At 37.9% G+C, this 18,275-nt stretch carries 16 protein-coding genes and 1 pseudogene; 9 read left to right on the top strand and 8 right to left on the bottom strand.

Translation table 11 applies throughout. The features are described 5' to 3' along the window. Positions 1-9: 9 nt before the first annotated feature. The 3 genes and pseudogenes from ruvB to NBX03_RS10665 form a co-directional block, all read right to left on the bottom strand. Complete coding sequence (gene ruvB, locus NBX03_RS10675) at positions 10-1,035, bottom strand: Holliday junction branch migration DNA helicase RuvB (protein WP_250227762.1); 1,026 nt, start codon at positions 1,033-1,035, stop codon at positions 10-12. A 65-nt stretch (positions 1,036-1,100) separates the two neighbouring features. After that, the gene (ruvA, locus tag NBX03_RS10670) at positions 1,101-1,718 is read right to left on the bottom strand and encodes a Holliday junction branch migration protein RuvA (protein ID WP_250227761.1); all 618 of its coding nucleotides are present in this window, start codon (positions 1,716-1,718) and stop codon (positions 1,101-1,103) included. Positions 1,719-2,167: 449 nt separating this feature from the next. After that, positions 2,168-2,344, bottom strand: a pseudogene (locus tag NBX03_RS10665) (sporulation transcriptional regulator SpoIIID); the annotation flags it as partial. 346 nt (positions 2,345-2,690) lie between these two features. On the opposite strand from NBX03_RS10665, the gene NBX03_RS10660 reads away from it, so the two are divergent. Next, positions 2,691-4,079, top strand: a complete 1,389-nt coding sequence (locus NBX03_RS10660) for a tryptophanase (RefSeq protein WP_250227760.1) — start codon at positions 2,691-2,693, stop codon at positions 4,077-4,079. A gap of 84 nt (positions 4,080-4,163) precedes the next feature. Here the strand turns inward: NBX03_RS10660 and pyrE are convergent, their stop codons facing one another. From pyrE to NBX03_RS10645, 3 genes are all read right to left on the bottom strand, one after another. Beyond that, positions 4,164-4,703, bottom strand: a complete 540-nt coding sequence (gene pyrE / locus NBX03_RS10655; protein WP_250227759.1) for an orotate phosphoribosyltransferase — start codon at positions 4,701-4,703, stop codon at positions 4,164-4,166. Positions 4,704-4,980: 277 nt separating this feature from the next. Continuing rightward, a complete protein-coding gene (locus NBX03_RS10650; RefSeq protein ID WP_250227758.1) occupies positions 4,981-5,634 on the bottom strand; it encodes a sensor histidine kinase in 654 nt (217 codons plus the stop codon). 213 nt (positions 5,635-5,847) lie between these two features. Beyond that, entirely contained in the window at positions 5,848-7,092 is a 1,245-nt protein-coding gene (locus NBX03_RS10645) for a LysM peptidoglycan-binding domain-containing protein (protein WP_250227757.1), read from the bottom strand. A 339-nt stretch (positions 7,093-7,431) separates the two neighbouring features. Here NBX03_RS10645 and yyaC point away from each other — a divergent pair, with 339 nt between their 5' ends. Further along, entirely contained in the window at positions 7,432-8,025 is a 594-nt protein-coding gene (gene yyaC, locus NBX03_RS10640) for a spore protease YyaC (RefSeq protein ID WP_250227756.1), read from the top strand. Positions 8,026-8,278: 253 nt separating this feature from the next. Here yyaC and rpmB read toward each other — a convergent pair whose 3' ends face one another. Then, positions 8,279-8,479 carry a 50S ribosomal protein L28 gene (rpmB, locus tag NBX03_RS10635; RefSeq protein WP_250227755.1) on the bottom strand — a complete coding sequence of 67 codons (201 nt, stop codon included), beginning with the start codon at positions 8,477-8,479 and terminating at the stop codon, positions 8,279-8,281. Between the two features lie 424 nt (positions 8,480-8,903). On the opposite strand from rpmB, the gene NBX03_RS10630 reads away from it, so the two are divergent. From NBX03_RS10630 to NBX03_RS10605, 6 genes are all read left to right on the top strand, one after another. Continuing rightward, positions 8,904-9,260 carry an Asp23/Gls24 family envelope stress response protein gene (locus NBX03_RS10630; RefSeq protein WP_250227754.1) on the top strand — a complete coding sequence of 119 codons (357 nt, stop codon included), beginning with the start codon at positions 8,904-8,906 and terminating at the stop codon, positions 9,258-9,260. A gap of 18 nt (positions 9,261-9,278) precedes the next feature. After that, a complete protein-coding gene (locus tag NBX03_RS10625) occupies positions 9,279-10,961 on the top strand; it encodes a DAK2 domain-containing protein (protein ID WP_250227753.1) in 1,683 nt (560 codons plus the stop codon). Positions 10,962-11,051: 90 nt separating this feature from the next. Further along, complete coding sequence (gene recG / locus NBX03_RS10620; RefSeq protein ID WP_250227752.1) at positions 11,052-13,070, top strand: ATP-dependent DNA helicase RecG; 2,019 nt, start codon at positions 11,052-11,054, stop codon at positions 13,068-13,070. Between the two features lie 452 nt (positions 13,071-13,522). After that, a complete protein-coding gene (gene rsmD / locus NBX03_RS10615) occupies positions 13,523-14,083 on the top strand; it encodes a 16S rRNA (guanine(966)-N(2))-methyltransferase RsmD (RefSeq protein WP_250227751.1) in 561 nt (186 codons plus the stop codon). A 2-nt stretch (positions 14,084-14,085) separates the two neighbouring features. Next, positions 14,086-14,559, top strand: coding sequence for a pantetheine-phosphate adenylyltransferase (gene coaD / locus NBX03_RS10610; protein ID WP_250227750.1), 474 nt, complete (start codon positions 14,086-14,088; stop codon positions 14,557-14,559). Between the two features lie 27 nt (positions 14,560-14,586). Further along, a complete protein-coding gene (locus NBX03_RS10605; protein WP_250227749.1) occupies positions 14,587-15,123 on the top strand; it encodes an ATPase in 537 nt (178 codons plus the stop codon). Between the two features lie 57 nt (positions 15,124-15,180). On the opposite strand, the gene ylbJ is transcribed toward NBX03_RS10605, so the two are convergent. Beyond that, complete coding sequence (gene ylbJ / locus NBX03_RS10600) at positions 15,181-16,419, bottom strand: sporulation integral membrane protein YlbJ (RefSeq protein ID WP_250227748.1); 1,239 nt, start codon at positions 16,417-16,419, stop codon at positions 15,181-15,183. Between the two features lie 70 nt (positions 16,420-16,489). Here ylbJ and NBX03_RS10595 point away from each other — a divergent pair, with 70 nt between their 5' ends. Continuing rightward, entirely contained in the window at positions 16,490-18,190 is a 1,701-nt protein-coding gene (locus NBX03_RS10595) for an HlyD family efflux transporter periplasmic adaptor subunit (RefSeq protein WP_250227747.1), read from the top strand. Positions 18,191-18,275: the final 85 nt, after the last annotated feature.

Here is an 18,275-nt window from a genome sequence, read left to right as displayed (position 1 = left end):
GTTAAACAATTACATATCCAGCTCCATCTGATTAGAGTCGCCGTTTTTATTGATGCCCAGGTATTTATAGCCAAGGTCTGTAACCTGCCGGCCTCTGGGGGTTCTCATAAGAAAGCCCATCTGTATCAGATAAGGCTCATATACATCTTCAATGGTATCTGTTTCTTCATTTATGGAAGCGGCAAGGCTTTCTACCCCTACAGGGCCGCCGCCAAATTTTTCTATTATGGCAAGGAGCATTTTTCTGTCTGTAAGGTCAAGACCCATTTTATCAACTTCAAGGATATCAAGAGAGCTTATGGCAATATCTTCCGTTATGATTCCATCATGCATAACCTGGGCAAAATCTCTTACCCGTTTAAGCAATCGATTGGCTATTCTTGGGGTTCCCCTGGAACGCCTTGCGATTTCTTCAGCACCTTTAGGCTCAATTTCTATATTCAAAACATCGGCAGACCGGGATACGATTTGGCAAAGCTCGCTTACGGTATAAGGCTCAAGCCTTTCTATTACGCCGAATCTGTCTCTTAAAGGGGCCGTTAAAAGCCCTATTCTTGTCGTTGCACCAACCATAGTGAATTTAGGCAGGTCAAGGCGTATGCTTTTTGCCCCGGGGCCTTTGCCGATAACAATATCTATGACAAAATCCTCCATGGCAGGGTAAAGAATTTCTTCTATGGCCCTGTTCAGCCTGTGAATTTCATCTATAAATAAAATATCTCCTTCGTTAAGGTCGTTCAGTATGGCAGCCATGTCACCGGGCCTTTCTATGGCAGGACCGGAGGTGATTTTTATTTTGACATTCATTTCATTGGCTATGATATTTGAGAGGGTTGTTTTTCCCAAACCGGGAGGACCATATAAAAGAACATGGTCCAGAGGCTCATTACGCATTTTGGCGGCCTTTACATAAACCTCCATTGCGCTTTTGACCCTCTCCTGACCGATATAGGTACTGAAGGTTAAAGGCCGCAGGCCCTGTTCAAGCTCTATATCCTCGTCTCTTAAATCCCCTGTTATGATTCTTTGTTCCATTAAATCAACTCCAATATACGCTTTATTTGCCTTTCCTTATGCAAAAGCAAATAAAGAGGTCGAAATTAGCTTCTGTTTTTTCCGGCAAAGGCCTTAAGGGCAAGCTTTATTATGGTTTCTACCGGCATATTTTCTTCCCATACGGAAATTACTGTTTTAAAGGCTTCGCTTCTTGAATATCCCAAGGCTGTAAGGGCATCTACGGCTTCTGATTTTTCATCGGAAGGGGCACCGGAAGAAGAGGGGACAATATCGCCAAATTCTTCATTTACTGCATCTTGAGTTTTTATTTTATCTTTAAGTTCTAAAATAAGCCGGGCGGCGGTCTTTTTGCCTATTCCCGGGAAGCTGCTCATGGTTTTAATATCATCTGTGATGATGGCAACCATAAGGTCTTTAGGGCTTGTCTCTCCAAGCATTGTAACAGCACTTTTAGGCCCAATGCCTGATACGGAAATAAGAAGATGAAACATACTAAGCTCTTCTTTCGTCATAAAGCCGAAGAGAGCGGTATTATCTTCTTTATTCTGATAATAGGTATAAAGCAGAACCTCGCTTCCGGAAGGAGGAAGCTTTGAAACAGTAGAATTACCTATGGTTATTTCATAGCCTATTCCGTTATTCTCTATTATAACCTTATTTGGAAGGATACTATGTAACTTTCCGCGTACAAAATATATCATATTATCAAATCCTTTAAAAGCACTTGGAGGCTAATTACAGTAGCCTGATGTTTCTCTTATCATATTCAGTGTAAGTTGGCATGTCAATAAATTAAACCAAAGGATATCTGGTAAATACCTTAGCTTAATTTTTTTACGGTAAATTTTGTATACCGTTTAAAAATTGTAACATATCTAAGTGCAAATATCCACCAAAACAGCAGGGATTCTATGAATAATTAATATTGAAAAACAGGATAGAAGAAGCCTCTGTGAATTAAAAATATTTAGGAAGGAATTAGATTTAAAAAAGATTCTATATAAAAGGGTATTTTAAAAGCAGTGTAATTTATTTACTTTGGCCCTTATGTAATATATAATGAGAAATGAAATATCTTAAAACACATAACTAAGCGCAATATAAAGCCAAGCTTCATACTGCGCTTAAATATAACTATAAAATCTTCGGTCTATTTAAATTTTTTAGTCGGAATGTTTTGTGAAATGTTTAGATATTTTTCTTTAGTGGCGAGGCCTCCCCTTATGTGCCTCTCCGATTTATTTACCTCTAAAACTCTGCGGGCTTCACCTGCGAGATTTGGATTTATCTTCTGAAGACGCTCTGTAACATCTTTATGTACAGATGTTCCTTAAAGGAACGGAAATTCAATCCAAGGATGATACTTTTATAATTGAATATCAGGCTCTCATTTTATAGTAAAACAACTTTAAAGTAGTAACAAAAGCCTATTTTTCATAAACGGCTTAATAGAGTAGAACCCCTTCTGTTAAGCCATTCAAAATATACGGCTTTTGTTACTGTAATCTAATTGTTTTACTATAGTACAAACTTTGCTTATTTAAATACATTTGTTATGCAAGCAGTATAATTCCAGAATACTTCTCTAAGAGAATTTTACGAAGAAGGAAATACTGTCCGCCAGCCATTGAAGGTGACCGGGGTATTCAAATATATTTGAAAGGATGAATCATATGGCAATTAAGTATGTACCTGAACCCTTCCGCATTAAGATGGTAGAGCCGATAAAGGTATTATCCCGGGAGGAAAGAGAAAGAAAAATCAAGGAAGCAAACTATAATCTGTTTGCTTTATCGGCAGAGGACGTTTATATCGACCTTTTGACAGATTCCGGAACAAACGCCATGAGCGATAAGCAATGGTCCGGCGTAATGACCGGAGACGAAGCCTATGCCGGAGGAAAAAGCTATTATAGGCTTATAGAGGCCGGAAGAGATATTTTCGGCTATGATTATATTCAGCCTGTTCATCAGGGAAGAGCTGCGGAAAAGGTTCTTCTTCCTTTCTTCCTTGGAAAAGGAAAGTTTTCCATATCCAATATGTTCTTTGATACAACAAGGGCCCATGTGGAGCTTGCAGGAGCAAGAGCTATAGACTGTGTTGTTGAAGAAGCCAAAGACCCGGCAAAAAGAGCGCCCTTTAAAGGCAATATGGACGTAAAGAAGCTGGAAGAAATCATTCTTGAAAAAGGCCCCGAAAATGTAGGCCTTGTAATAATGACTATTACCAACAATTCTGCGGGAGGCCAGCCTGTTTCCATGCAGAACATGAGAGAGGTATCGGCAATATGCAAAAAGTACAATATCCCTCTCGATATAGATGCTGCAAGATATGCTGAAAATGCGTATTTTATAAAAAGAGATGAAAAGGGCTACGAAAACACCCCAATAAAAGACATTATAAAAGAAATGTTCAGTTATGCTGATATGTTTACAATGTCTGCCAAAAAAGACGGCATCGTGAATATGGGCGGCCTTATTGGCATCAAGGACGGCAAAGCCCCTGTAATTTTAGATATAAAAGCAAACTGCATAAGCTATGAAGGCTTTTATACATACGGCGGATTATCAGGCAGAGATTTGGAAGCCCTTGCCATAGGTCTTTATGAAAGCATCGAAGACAGCTATCTTGAATATAGAATAGGCCAGATGGAATACCTTGCGGCAAAGCTTGACGAGGCCGGTATCGTTTATCAGTCACCGGTAGGAGGCCACGGCTTATTTATCGATGCAGCCGCTATGTTTCCCCAGATACCTTATTATGAATATCCTGCCCAGACCCTTTGCATAGAGCTTTATAAAGAAGCCGGCATTCGTACCTGTGATATTGGTTCTTATATGCTTGGAAACGACCCCGATACGGGAGAGCAGTTAAAATCCCAGTTTGAATTCAGCCGCCTTGCAATTCCAAGAAGAGTCTATACACAGGCCCATTTTGACGTAATGGCAGACGCCCTTATTGCCATAAAGGAAAGAGCAAGTGAGATTAAAAAGGGTTACCGCATTACATGGGAGCCGCCTATTTTAAGGCATTTCCAAGCCCATTTAGAGCCTATAGAATAAGTATAAAAAGCCCCGGCACATAGAAGGGTAAAATAAAAAAACATTTAAAATCGGTGAGGAATTTTATCCTCACCGATTTATGTATTATTTATTATCAGAAGCTATTTTTTCCTTGATATAGTCCATTGTAAATGCTGGAATAATATTCAAACCTTCATATGCAAGGGTTTCGATTGCTTTTTCGTCTCTTAAAATAACACATAAAACAGTGTTGATTATTGCCCCTTGTTTTCTTAATTCATTAACGCTGTCTACAATCTGTCCGCCTGTTGTGACAACATCTTCAATTATGCATACATTTTTATGACTAATATTTGTGCCTTCTGCAAGTTTACATGTCCCATACATCTTAGGTTTTTTCCGAACAAAAGCAGATGGTAATCCGCTTACAATAGAAAGAGCAGTGACAACAGGGATACCGCCCATCTCAAGGCCTGCAATAATCTCTGTTTCTGCCGGAATCAGCGGCTGCATTATTTTAGCAATTGCCATAAGCAATTCAGGTTTAGCCTCGAATAAATATTTATCAAAATACTCCATAGAAACTTGACCAGAGCGCAGTTTAAATTCCCCGGTTATGTGGGAAACATCATATATACTTTTGGCAATTTCCTCTTTATTCATCCCTGCATCTCCCTTTGCACATTATATGTATTTTTAATTTTATCATAGCTTTTTATTATGTGTCCACGTCTATTGTGGATAATTTTTATAGCCACATTGTTAAAGAGGGAGTGAGTTTAGATATTTTCCGACAGGCGAATTCTCTAAAGTATGATTACTCTTCTATTTTTTCTCATAAAAAACAGTGATATCGTCTATAAAAGGCGATATCACTGTTATGCTACTGCTACCCATGCCGGAGTTTTTTAGACTATATACGTATGTATAAGTTTAACTTTCATGGCTTAGGAAGCCTTACTACAGCAGAACAACCTCCTTCCCAATTACAGAGGGTAAAATCGCCTCTGTGCTCCTCGGCTATTTTTCGGCAGATTAATATGCCGAGGCCGCTTCCGTATTTTTTCGTCGTAAAATGCTTTTCTCCTATTTTCGATTTGACTTTTTCGCATATCCCCTTTCCGCTGTCCTTAAATTCAAGGACGATAAAATTCCGATCTTCCTTTAGCTCTATGTTTACAAAGCCGGTACCTTCGATGGCTTCCACAGCATTTTTAATTATGTTTGAAAAAAGGATTCTTAAGGATTTTTCCTTTCCGTTTACTTTTACTGCTTTATTTTTTATTAATAAGTTTATTTTGATTCTTTCGTTTGAAGCGGCAGCATATATTTCGGAAAACTCCGCAAGTATAGGGTATAAATAAACGGTTTCTCCTTCTTCTGCAAAAGGCTCCGTAAGATTAATAAAATCCATCATAAGTTCGTTTATTTTTGAAAGCTCTCTTCTCATCATTATATAATTGTTTTCATATACTTTATTCTTATCTTTAAGCTCCATGAGATCAATATTTGCGCTTACAAGTGCTATGGGATTTTTTACCTCATGGGCTATTGCAGCTGCTATTTCAGATATTGCTTTTTTCTCACTATCCATATCCTATCTCCATAAAAAGTATTATAAAACAAATAATGTATGGTCCAGCTGTCAATACAGTAAATCAAGATTCAGCCAGCCAGCAAATATTGCCATATTGGTTTAAAGTCGAGCAAATCCTAATTTATAAATGATTATTTTAAAGCAAAATGACAGTGATACTATTTCATATTTAATCAAGTATAATAGCTATAAAATTAATCAAGATGCTGCTTAAGGCCTCGGAAGAATTAATTTTTTCCCGAAATATATAGTGTCAGGGTTGTCCATGTTATTTGCTTCCATTATTTTTTCAACCATATTTTCAGAGCCGTAAAACTTTCTGCTTATATAAAGGAGATTATCTCCTTGTTGAACGATATAGGATTCAGGTATTGCGCTTGATTCCGTCTGAGGGACTGGGGAAGGGGAAGGTGTCTCCGCCGGTGTTTCTACAGGGGCCTCCGAAGGGGGAGCTTCGGCAGGGGGTTCTGTTACGGCTGCTTCGGTGTTTTGCTCCTGAGGAGTAGTTTCCGAAGGGGGAACAGGATTTTCTTCCGAATTATCTTTTTGTTCACTTTGCCCAAGGAAAGCCGCCTGGGTTTCTTCCATGGAAGCAGATATATTTCTATAGGCCGTATTTAAAGCTGAAAGGTTCTGCTCAAGAACTGCGATTCTTTCTTCGCTTTTAATAAGGCCCGCTCCCATTACGCCGGAAATTAAAAACATTATGGCACTTAATGCCGCAAGCATATTGACTGTTCTTTTCTGGTCATATCTTGTTTTTCTCTTTCTTACAGCTTGGCGGGTTCTGATTTGGGCTTCTGAAGGGGTCTTCCTTCGCTTTTCTTCCCTTTCTGTTATATGAGCCGAATTCTTAATGTCCTCTTCTTCGGCGTAAATTGCCAGTTTATCCTTTAATTTTAAATTTTCGTCTTTATTATCTATCATATACTCGTGCATATTTCTATTTTTATCATAATATATAAAATAACCATTAATCTCTTCCAGCTGAGTCATGTCCTCATTGTAAGCATAAAAGCAATTCAGCTTCTGGATAGGGTCGGTTACAAAAAGCACCTGATATTCCTTTTTGAAATTATTCATATGATACTTTTTATAGAGGGAGTTCAAGTATGTGCCATAACTCGGCTGCGACTGGACCCAGCCCACAATATCGGTTTTTGGAAAATATTTATCCTTCTGACCTAAAATATAATCATAGCTTTTTTCACTGAAAGTAAGGATTCCGCCGTCTTCAATGCAATATTTTCCTTCAATACAGCCGTTGATAAAAAGAACAGGGGCGGAGTCTATGGTTAAATGCCGTCCTATAAGCACAGCAAGCACCTCATTGTTTTCATAAGAGTTGGAAAGGGCCTGTATGTAGGTGCAAACATAATCCTCCATATAAATGCGCATGCCGTCGGATATGCTACCGATTTGCTTGATATTCGACGGTATTTCAAAATTCGACATAAAACATCCTCCTTTTGTATTGTCAAACTGCTTTCAAACAAAAAGCTATTTCATACCTGAGAGAATATTGACACAAGAAAGCAATTTGACCGGTAGTTAATTTTAATTTATTATGGCACAAAAACTGGGATTATTTTCCATATACTAGATTATCACATTAAATTTACAAAAAATGGAAATAACTGTCGCCTGTAATGAAATTTTATTTACAAAAGATATTAAAATTTTTGCCTTATGACAGATAAATTAAAACAAATTTTTAAACTCTCTTAGTATAAATTACCATTAATTATTTATAGACAATTGGGAATTAATACTATTAGACAAGGAGGGAAATATTTGGACGTAGCGATCAAAAACAGCGAAATAGTTTATTATATTGACAGCGGAAGAGATGACGCCAAGGAATTGTTTAAATCTGCATTATATTCTGTTTTGTCGGAAAAGGCTAAAATGGACTATGATGAAATAATAATCCTCTGTATAGGCTCTGACAGAGCCACGGGAGATTGTTTAGGTCCCTTATGCGGATATAAGCTTGAAGGTTTTGACAAAATAAAGGAAAGTATCTGTCTTTACGGAACCCTTGATAAGCCTGTTCACGCGAAAAATCTTTCCGAAGCCATTGATGAGATATATACGATATATAAGAAACCGCTTGTAATAGCAGTAGATGCCTGCCTTGGAAGGGTAGGTCATGTGGGATATATAACAGTGGGAGGCGGCTCCCTTAAGCCGGGTTCAGCCATGAACCACAGCCTGCCAAGCATAGGTGATATTCATATTACGGGAATAGTAAATATTATGGGAAAACTGGATATTCACATTTTGACAAATACAAGGCTTAATTTGGTTATGAAGCTTGCGGATATAATTTCGGAAGGGATACACGAATTTTTCTGTACAGAGGACTTAGGTGAAATCAATATATAAAATAAAATACCTTAGGGCATTTTTTGTTTCTTCTGTAAATAATATTATAGATAAAAAACAAAATATAAATATGTTTTGCAAATCTATACCGGTACTCTCTAAGTTCACAGGGCATCTTTAAAATGAAGCTGCCCTGTTGTCTAAGTAAAGTAATCTTTTTACATTAAATAAAGGCACAGATTCCAGTGGAATCTGTGCCTTTTAAGCACGCAGAATATTTAATTTAAAACTTCTCAAAGGAAATTCAATCAAATTATACGGCTCTTGTAACTTTTCCGGAACGAAGACAGCTAGTGCAGATATTAATAGTCTTCACAGTGCCATTGTCATTGATCCTGATTTTCTTTATATTAGGCTTCCAATCTCTTTTGGCGCGTCTTGATACCTGACTACGGGTAATGCTTATTCTTCTTCCAGTAATCCTGCTTTTTTCACATATTTCACATTTAGCCATTAAAAGCACCTCCTTTTAGAACTCAATTTATATACAAGGGCAGTATAATTAACCGTTGTATACATATATATGTGACCAACAAAAGATATTGTAGCAGATTAGGGCGATTATTGCAACTAAAATATTGCTTTATTATTGCGGTGAAATCTTGTATAATATAAAATTATAGGTATAATGTAATGTGAAGCATTATGATATTAATTTTTAAGAATTTTTCTTAAAACAAAATGAAAAGATATAGTCAGCAAAGATAAAAAGATCTTTTTTGCCTATAAGGGAGCGTTCACCTAAAAATACTTTTACAGCTTTACTGTAAGTGTTTTCAGGTTCACTAAGTATAAATTAAGAAACATAAAGACCCTTTATAGTTTGGTTAAATAAGCTTTTATTTATCCAAGCCTAAATTAATTTAAGGAGGTATAAGATGCCGTCTAAAATAAAGAATGATTTTGGTTATATTACCATAGATAATGAAGTTATTGCTCGTATTGCAGGCTTAGCCGCCATGGAATGCTACGGAATCGTGGGCATGGCAGCAAAAAATGTAAAAGATGGAATCGTTCAGCTTTTAAAGCTTGAAAGCCTTACCAAAGGTGTAAGACTTAATTTTGATGAAGAAGATTTAAGCATAGAGCTTCATATTATCGTAGAATACGGCACGAATATTTCGGCTATTGCAGATACTTTGATAAGCACCGTAAAATATAAGGTTGAAGAATTTGTCGGCCTTAAGGTTAAGCAAATAAACATCTTCGTTGAAGGTGTGAGAGTTGACGGTTAATTGAGGAGGATTTAGATTTTGAAGATTTTAACTATTGACGGGCATACTCTTCGCAGAGCCATAATAGCCGGAACAAACGAGCTTGAAAAGCACAAGGATTATGTGGATAGCCTTAATGTTTTTCCCGTGCCTGACGGAGATACAGGAATCAATATGTCTCTTACCTGCCTTGCGGCAGGCAGAGAGGTTGAAAAGCTGAATACGCCTAATATATATGAAGTTGCAAAGGCAGCATCAAACGGCTCTTTAAGAGGTGCAAGAGGAAATTCAGGGGTTATACTTTCTCAGCTTTTCAGAGGCTTTGCAAAGGGTCTTGAAGGTAAAGACGTGGCAACAGCCGAGGATTTGGCTTATGCTTTTGAAAAGGCCAAGGAAACTGCCTATAAGGCAGTTATGAAGCCGAAAGAGGGCACCATATTAACTTTAGCAAGAAGTATAGCGGAGTATTCTATCGATACTTCCTTTGATACGGAAGACATTATAGAGCTTATGGAAGGCACTTTAAAATACGGCAATAAAATTCTTTCAGAAACGACAGAAATGCTTCCCGAGCTTAAGCAGGCAGGAGTTGTAGATTCCGGCGCAAGAGGTCTTTTATATATCCTTGAAGGCGCTTTTGGCATAAAGGATATGGAAGGCGATATAGAGCTTTCAGCACCTACGGCAAGTAAATCCATCGGAGTTTCCGTTGCCGATATTCACGCTGCCGCAAATGCAAACGTTGACATAAAATATGGATACTGCACTGAATTTTTTGTAAACGTAGATAAAGTTACCGACGAAATGGAAGAAGGCTTTAAAAGATACCTTGAAACCATCGGGGATTCCATTGTGGTTGTCGGTGATGAGGATATTATAAAAATTCATGTCCATACAGACCATCCGGGCCTTGCCCTTGAAAAGGCTCTTAAAACAGGAAACCTTTCCAATTTAAAGATTGAAAACATGAGGCTCCAGCACACCAATTTAATAAATTTCCAAGAAACTAAGGAACATGAACATAAGCCTGCTGAAAACATTCTCACAGAACCTTCCGAAAAGAAGGAAACAGGCTTTATCGCTGTTTCTGCCGGAGAAGGCCTGAAAGAGCTTTTTAAGAGTATCGGCGCAGATGTTATCATAGAGGGCGGACAGACCATGAATCCAAGCACAGAGGACATTCTTGCCGCCATAGAAGGCCTTAATGCAGACAACATTTTTATTCTTCCAAATAATAAAAATATTGTCTTGGCTGCCGAACAGGCAGCGGAGCTTTCCGAAAAGAATGTTTATGTAATAGCTACGAAATCTGTTCCTCAGGGAATTTCGGCTCTTATTTCTTATGCTCCTGAAAAAAACCCTGAAGAAAACATTGAGCATTTAAATGAAGCCGTTTCAGGCATAGTCACAGGGCAGGTTACTTATGCCGTAAGAGCTTCCAATTTTGAAGATAAGAAAATTGAAGACGGGGATATTCTCTGTATGGTAGACGGTAAGATTACGAATGTTTCAAATACCATAGAAGAAGGCTCCAAGGTGCTTATAGACAATATGTTCGCTAAAAAAGCAGGAGAGGTTATGAGCATCTATTTCGGAGAAGGTATAACTGAGGAAGACGCTTACAATCTTTCAGCCTATGTTGAAGAAAAGTACCCTGACTGTGAAGTCGCCGTTATGGAAGGCGGACAGCCTCTTTATTACTATATCATATCCCTTGAGTAATAAAAGAATTCAATATGAAACGATAATGCCTTTGTAAGCGTAATTCTTGCAAAGGCATATTTTTAGTATAGAAATTAAAATGAGGGCAGTATGAAACTTAATGAAGATGTAGAAATAATTAAGAATATAGGCCCTGCAAGGGCAAATCATCTAAGACGCCTTGGTATCTATACCGTAGGCGATTTAATAGAGCATTTTCCGAGAGAATATGAGGATAGAAGCATCATAACCCCCATTGCTCAGATGGAAGAAGGGGGGATTTATACCATATGCGGAATTTGCGGAAATATAAAAACCTCCGGCTTCAGGCAGAGAATTGTTACAAGAATGATGGTAAAAGACGATACGGGGGAAGCGGAGCTTATATGGTTTAACCAGCCTTATTTAAAAGATGCCTTTATCAAAGGGGAGGAATATTATTTCACGGGCAGAGCAGAACCGAAGAACAAATACCCCGTAATATTATCTCCAGACTATGAGAAAAAAAGAGAGCATCAGCTGAATTCCGCAAGGATTGTCCCCATATATCCCTTAACATATAAAATCACCCAGAAGCTTTTAAGAGGATTAATCAGAGATGCCATAGACTATGCCTTTTCGGATATAGAAGAATATTTTCCCGAAGAAATATTGTCCTCCTATGTCCTTATGGACCGCAGAGAAGCAATAGAAAATATTCATTTTCCTTCTGATGAAAAAATGTTTTTCTCGGCTAGGAGAAGGCTTGCTTTTGACGAACTTTTTACATTGCAGCTATCCCTTATGCTCATGAAAGGGAAAATAAAAAGAAGCAGGAGCGACGTTTCCATAAAAAATACGGATACGTCTGAATTTATCCTTCCTTTTGAACTTACTTCCGCACAAAAAAGGGTAATGGAGGAAATAAAAAAGGATTTGGAAGGCCCCTGTGCCATGTACAGGCTTATTCAAGGGGACGTAGGCTCGGGAAAGACGGCTGTAGCCACACTTTCTTGCTATATGGCTATCAATAACGGTTATCAGGCAGTTTTAATGGCTCCTACAGAGGTTTTGGCGGCCCAGCATTTTAATAGTATAAATGCCCTTTTTTCAAAGCTTGGCATAGAAACAGTGCTTCTTTCCGGTTCTCTTAAAAAAAGAGAAAAAGAAGAGACCCTTTTAAAAATTGAAAACAATCAGGCGCAAATGATTATCGGAACCCATGCCCTTATTCAGGAAAGGGTAAATTATCACAGCCTTGGCCTTGTAATTACAGACGAACAGCACCGTTTCGGCGTTAAACAAAGGTCTGCCCTTGCAAGGAAGGGAAAAGCCCCCCATGTTCTTGTCATGAGCGCTACCCCCATTCCCAGAAGCCTTGCTCTCGTTTTATACGGAGATATGGACGTTTCTGTGATAGATGAGCTGCCCCCGGGAAGAAAATCTGTTGAAACCTTTGGCGTGGATTCAAGATATAGAGAAAGAGTTTACTGCCTTATAAAAAAAGAGATAGAAAGGGGCAGGCAGGCCTATATCGTATGCCCTGCTATAGAAGAAGGGGAAACCCTTGATATAAAAAGCGTAATTACTTATGCAGAGGAAATAAAAAAACGCTACCTTCCTGAATTTTCTATAGAGCTTATTCACGGAAAGCTGAAACCTTCACAGAAGGAAACTATAATGGACGGCTTTTTAAAAGGAGAAATAGATGTATTGGTAGCTACTACTGTAATAGAAGTAGGGGTAAATGTGCCGAACGCCACATTCATGCTTATAGAAAATGCCGAAAGGTTCGGCCTTTCACAGCTTCACCAGCTTAGGGGAAGAGTAGGCAGAGGAAGCGACAAAAGCTACTGCGTATTAATAAGCGATTCTAAAAGCAAAATAACGGCTCAAAGAATAAAAGCCATGACAAAAACCAACGATGGCTTTGAAATAGCAGAGCTTGATTTAAAATTAAGAGGGCCTGGGGACTTTTTTGGAATACGCCAGCACGGCCTTCCTGAACTTAAAATTGCGGATATTTATAAGGATAAGGAAATTCTTACAGAAGCAAGAAAGGCCGCCCTATGGGCATATGATAATTATGATAAATATAAAGGGCTTAAAAGAAGAATAGAGATTCTAATGCCTGGAAATATTGATATATAGTCAGTTTGTTTTTATGGCGCTGCAAGTATCTGGCTTTAGAGAACATAAAACAAGAAAAAAGAAATAAGAATTTTTGCTCTGTAAAATACCCGTAAGATTAAAATGCCGTAAACGATATTTTAATCCAGTCAGGATTTTCTCCTGTTCTATTTGATAATGCTGCTATTTCATATAAATTCAAGTATATCATATAATTTTTAATATTATCTTAATAAAGTGTATTATGTAACTGGGCGGGCCTATATAAAGGGTTTTGCCCTTTATGTTTTTTATAAAGGTGTTTACTTATAGATTCATTTTATGTATAATAATTCTGATAAAGGCTACTAATATAGCAAATTAACTTAAAAACTTAAGCCAGTTTACTATGAGCATTGAGGAGCGCTTATTTAACTTTAAAATAGAAATGCATATTTTAAGTTAGTAAGCATGCCTTTTACAAGGGGGACTATATGAGAGTCATTGCAGGCCTTGCCAGAGGGCATAAGCTTAAAGCCACAGAAGATTACGACATAAGGCCTACTCCAGACAGGGTGCGGGAATCTGTATTTAACATGCTTTCAAATGATATATATGGTTCCTCTTTCCTTGATATATTCGGCGGTTCAGGGGCAGTTGGTATAGAAGCTCTAAGCCGAGGCGCCGATTTTTTGGCGGTAATTGAAAAAAATAAAAAGCATTGCAAGATTATAGAAGACAATATTTCCCACGTGAAAAAGGCGTTGGGAGAATTTAAGTTTAAGCTTATTAATTCAGGTTTTGAAGATGGAATACGAAGCCTTAAGGACCAAAAGTTCGACATTATATTTATGGACCCTCCCTATGATACAGGGTTTAGCTCTACGGCCCTTAAACTCATTTATGACGCGGATATTTTAAATGCCGAAGGAATCATTGTAGTCGAACAAAAATCAAATGAGGAAGAGCCTCACAACGCTCATTTTGAGATAGTTAAAAATAAGCGTTACGGAATTACCGGCATTTATTTTCTAAAATATAAACAAGAGGTATAAAAATGATTGCAATTTACCCGGGAAGCTTTGACCCTGCAACTTATGGGCATTTGGATATAATAGAAAGAGCATCCGGCTTAGCCGATGAGCTTATTGTAGGCATATTGGACAACCCTTCCAAAACCTCTCTTTTTACAGCTGCAGAAAGAAAACGGCATTTATTTGATATTACGAAGGATATGAAAAATGTTCGGGTAGAGTCTTTTAACGGATTGCTTGTAGATTTTGCCCGTAAGTGCAATGCTCAAATAGTCATTAGGGGCCTAAGGGCGCTGACGGATTTTGAGTATGAATTTCAGATGGCGCTTACCAATAGAGAGCTTTCAAGCTCCATAGAGACTTTATTTATACCTACAAGCAAAGAATATTTATTTTTAAGCTCAAGCGTCGTAAAGGAAATTGCAAGGTTTAACGGTGACTATAGCAATATGGTGCCTGAAATAGTAAGGCTTGATTTAAAACAAAAATTCAATTAGTATAAATAGGATTGGAGGAATAATAGCATGGATTCTATTGAAAACTATCTCGCACAGATTGAAGATATATTAGAGGACAGTAAAAACGTTCCCTTTTCTGGTAAGGTAGCTGTGGACAGGGACATGATATATGACATTATTGACGAAATGCGGCTTCATTTTCCCGAGGAAATAAAGGAAGCACAAAAAGTAATGGATAACAGAGAAAAATACGTTAAAGATGCGGAAAAAAGAGCTGCCCTTATTGTTGAGGAAGCTAAAAAAGAAGCGGAAAATATTCTTAAAGATGCTGAAAATAAAGCTACCCGCCTTACAGGCGAGCATGAAATATATAAAAGAGCCGTTCAAGAGGGAGAAACACTTCTTGAAGAAGCAAAGCAGGACGCTAAAAACCTCAGGATTAATGCCATGGATTATGCAGATGAAATACTTGCAAAATCAGAGCAGGCCATTAAGCTTACAGCTGAAAATATAAACAGCCAGAGCCAAAGCGCTCAGGCCTATTTTAATCAAATTCTTGAAACCCTTTACAATAACCGCCAGGAGCTTAGAGGGGTTAATTAAGCTGCAATTATACTGTATTCGTGAACAAAATCAAGCTCTGCTTGATTTTGTTCATAATTATTCTTTTTTATATTTAGGGAAACCGTTCAGACGGTTTCTTTTTTTTCTGTATTCCGAAAACTTTGAAACAGCGGCGATTATAAAATAAGTCATAAACATTGCAAATAAAGATATGATGCATATAATGACAGAGCCTATAAGCTCTCTTAAAGGGTCTAATCCGTAATAGCCAAAAACCTCGGCAGTAGTTTGAAAGCTAAAAAAAGGATATAGAATATAGCCTAAAAGGGCTGTAATAAGCCCGTGGCTAATTTTCGATAAAATATATATTGCCATGCTGATATCCGTCTTGGATATAAAATTTGAAGACTGAGCATGGATTGAAAAGCCGCCGAAGGAAAGAATAAAGCCGGCTAAAAGGATTACGGGCCTGCTTAAAGGAAGAGCCGACAGTTTTCCCGCACCTCCTGTTATTTCGAATATACCGTAAAAAAGACCCTTAAACATTTCGGGAGATATGTTCAGTATTTTTATAAGGGGATAAAGAAGGCTTTCAAAAATGGATATAATATTTACGATTTCAAGAGCTTTTACTACCACGAAAAAAAGCATAATATATCCGCCGATATTAACGATTGCGGTCATGGAATCCATAAGGCTTTCCGAAAGAATCATTGTAAAGCTTCTTCCGTCTCTTATTCTTTCGATTCTCATTTTTTCCAGGGCGTCGCTGAAAAGTGTTCCTTTAACGCGGCTTACAGACTTAACCTTTTCCTTTTTATAATACTTAAAAATAAGCCCGTTTAAAATTGCCCCAAGATAATGGATCAGCATGAGAAAATATCCCACGGAAGGATTTTTAAACATTCCTACGCCGACGGCTCCGAGAATGAAAAGGGGGCCTGAATTATTGGAAAAGGCAAGAAGCCTTTGTGCTTCCGTCTTTGAAATTAAGTTTTCTTGTCTAAGCCTTGAGGTTACTTTTGCCCCTATGGGATAGCCGGAAGTCATTCCGGCAATAAAAGGAAAGCTCCCGTTTCCGTTTACGTTAAATAAAGGCGCCATAAAGGGTTCAAAGATTACACCAAAAAATTCAACAGCCTTAAGCCCCATAAGGATATTCACCGTTATCATAAAAGGAAGAAGGGAAGGAACGTTTGCCGTATACCATAATAAGAGGCCTTCTTTTGCGGCTCCTATGATTTCAGCAGGCCGCAGGATAATTAAAATATTGAACAAGATAATTAATATTGGTATAATGAGTAATAATGCCTTGGATTTTTTTGGATTATTCATCTTATCACTCTTTTTCGTTTTTTTAATTTATATGCTTCTTTCATGAAAACTATGAAAAGGGAGGGGCTAAATGGCAAGAAATATAAATAACGGTAACAGCCGAAACGGAAAAAGACCGGTTAAAAAACCCGTAAGAAAAGTTCCGGAAAGCAGAAAGAGTCCCCCGGCAAGAGCTTCTACCAAAGGACCTGAAAGGGAAAATAACGTAGTCCCTTTTAATGCCAGAAAAAGAGCTGCTGCCAAAAGGGCTTCTGCTACAAGAGATTTAATAATAATGATTACTGCTTTGGCGCTGTTTTCCATAAGCGTAGGCGGTACGATCTATAAATATGCTACCAAAAAGGACATCGCCACTATGGTCGTCCCTATGGGAAGCGTTGATATTCCCAGAGTGATAAACGGAATCATCATCAGAGACGAAGCAGTATACAGGTCAAATGCAGGGGGAAATGTTGACTTCTGGGTGGCGGACAAGCAGAAGGTGAAATCGGGAACGGTAGTTTGCAGTATAAAAAATCCTGAAACGACAAAAGCTTTAGAAAATCAGAGCGAAATTCTTTCCCAGAAAATCCTGGATATGCAGTCTCTGCGTACAGAGGTATCGGCCTTTACCCATGATGTATCCAATATAAATAAAAAAATAAAAAGCGATATAGATAAGAATCTTTTTCTTCTTTCAGGCGACGATTTTTCAGCGGTTTACAAGCTGAAGGACAGCGTCGAGAAAAATATCAACAAAAGAAACGAGCTTCTTCTAAGTGAGGGAAAAGGCTCTCTCGAATCCTATGTCAATGAAAACCGGCAATACAGCGAGAAGCTTTCTCAAAGTATAGCAACAGTTTCTGTAACCGAAGGCGGAATCGTCTCTTATGTTGTTGATGGATTTGAGGAGCTTTTGAATTTCAGCAATATGGATCAGGTAAGAAAAGAAGAAACCGTAATGCAAATCGTACCCAAAATAAGCGAAAGAGTGAAAGAGGCCTCCGAAGGCTCTGAAGTATTTAAGATTGTTAAGTCAAATGAATGGTATATAGCGTCATATATTGAAAACGACCTTACCTTGAACTGGAAAGAAAGTGACACAGTCAAGCTTTATCTCGATAAAGACGGAGAATATATGGGCATAGATTTTAAAATAGAAGAGCTGGAGCGCAGAGAAAAAGAAAGTTTTGTTCTTTTTAAATCAAATAAGCAGATGTATGATTTCCTCGATATGAGATCTGTTTCCTTTAAAACTTATGACAGTATTTACAGCGGAATAAAAATCCCTGAAAATGCCATTACAGAAAGAACATTTCTTAAAATCCCTGAAGACTATGTGATTAACTCTAAAGGCAGGGACGTAGTTTATAAGCTTATTAATGACAAAACAGAAGAAGTTGCCATAAGCATGAAAAGCCTTCGTTTAAATGAGGATAAGGGCGGCTACGTCTACGTGATGCAGGATTTTAATAATATAAAACGCGGCGATACAGTAATTATGCCGGAGAAAGAGAAGGATTCAGAAGGGGAAGAAAATGCCCCTGCCGCAAATAATCTGGAAAAGACCTATGTTATAGATGAAATCGTCGTGTCCAAAGGCGTTTTTAAGGCCAACAGCGGCATAGCATCATTTACAAGCATAAGCACTGAAGGCATGACGAAAGGAAATAACGGATACGTTATCCTTCCTGCAAGCCCCGAAGGAAGCGCCTCAGGAATAAAGATATATGATATCATTGTTTCCGATGCGGTTAATAATTATATTCAAGAAGGCGACAGAATAAATTAAAATTTTATAAAACTTCAAATGCTTCCCTACAAAAGGGGAGCATTTATGCTATTTTACAAGGCAATATAGCATCACTCTCTATGCT

The organism is Anaeropeptidivorans aminofermentans (assembly GCF_940670685.1).
In the GTDB taxonomy this organism is placed as follows: Bacteria; Bacillota; Clostridia; order Lachnospirales; family UBA5962; genus Anaeropeptidivorans; species Anaeropeptidivorans aminofermentans.
Note: the sequence above shows the minus strand (reverse complement) of the source record. Positions and strands in the feature narration are given on the sequence as shown.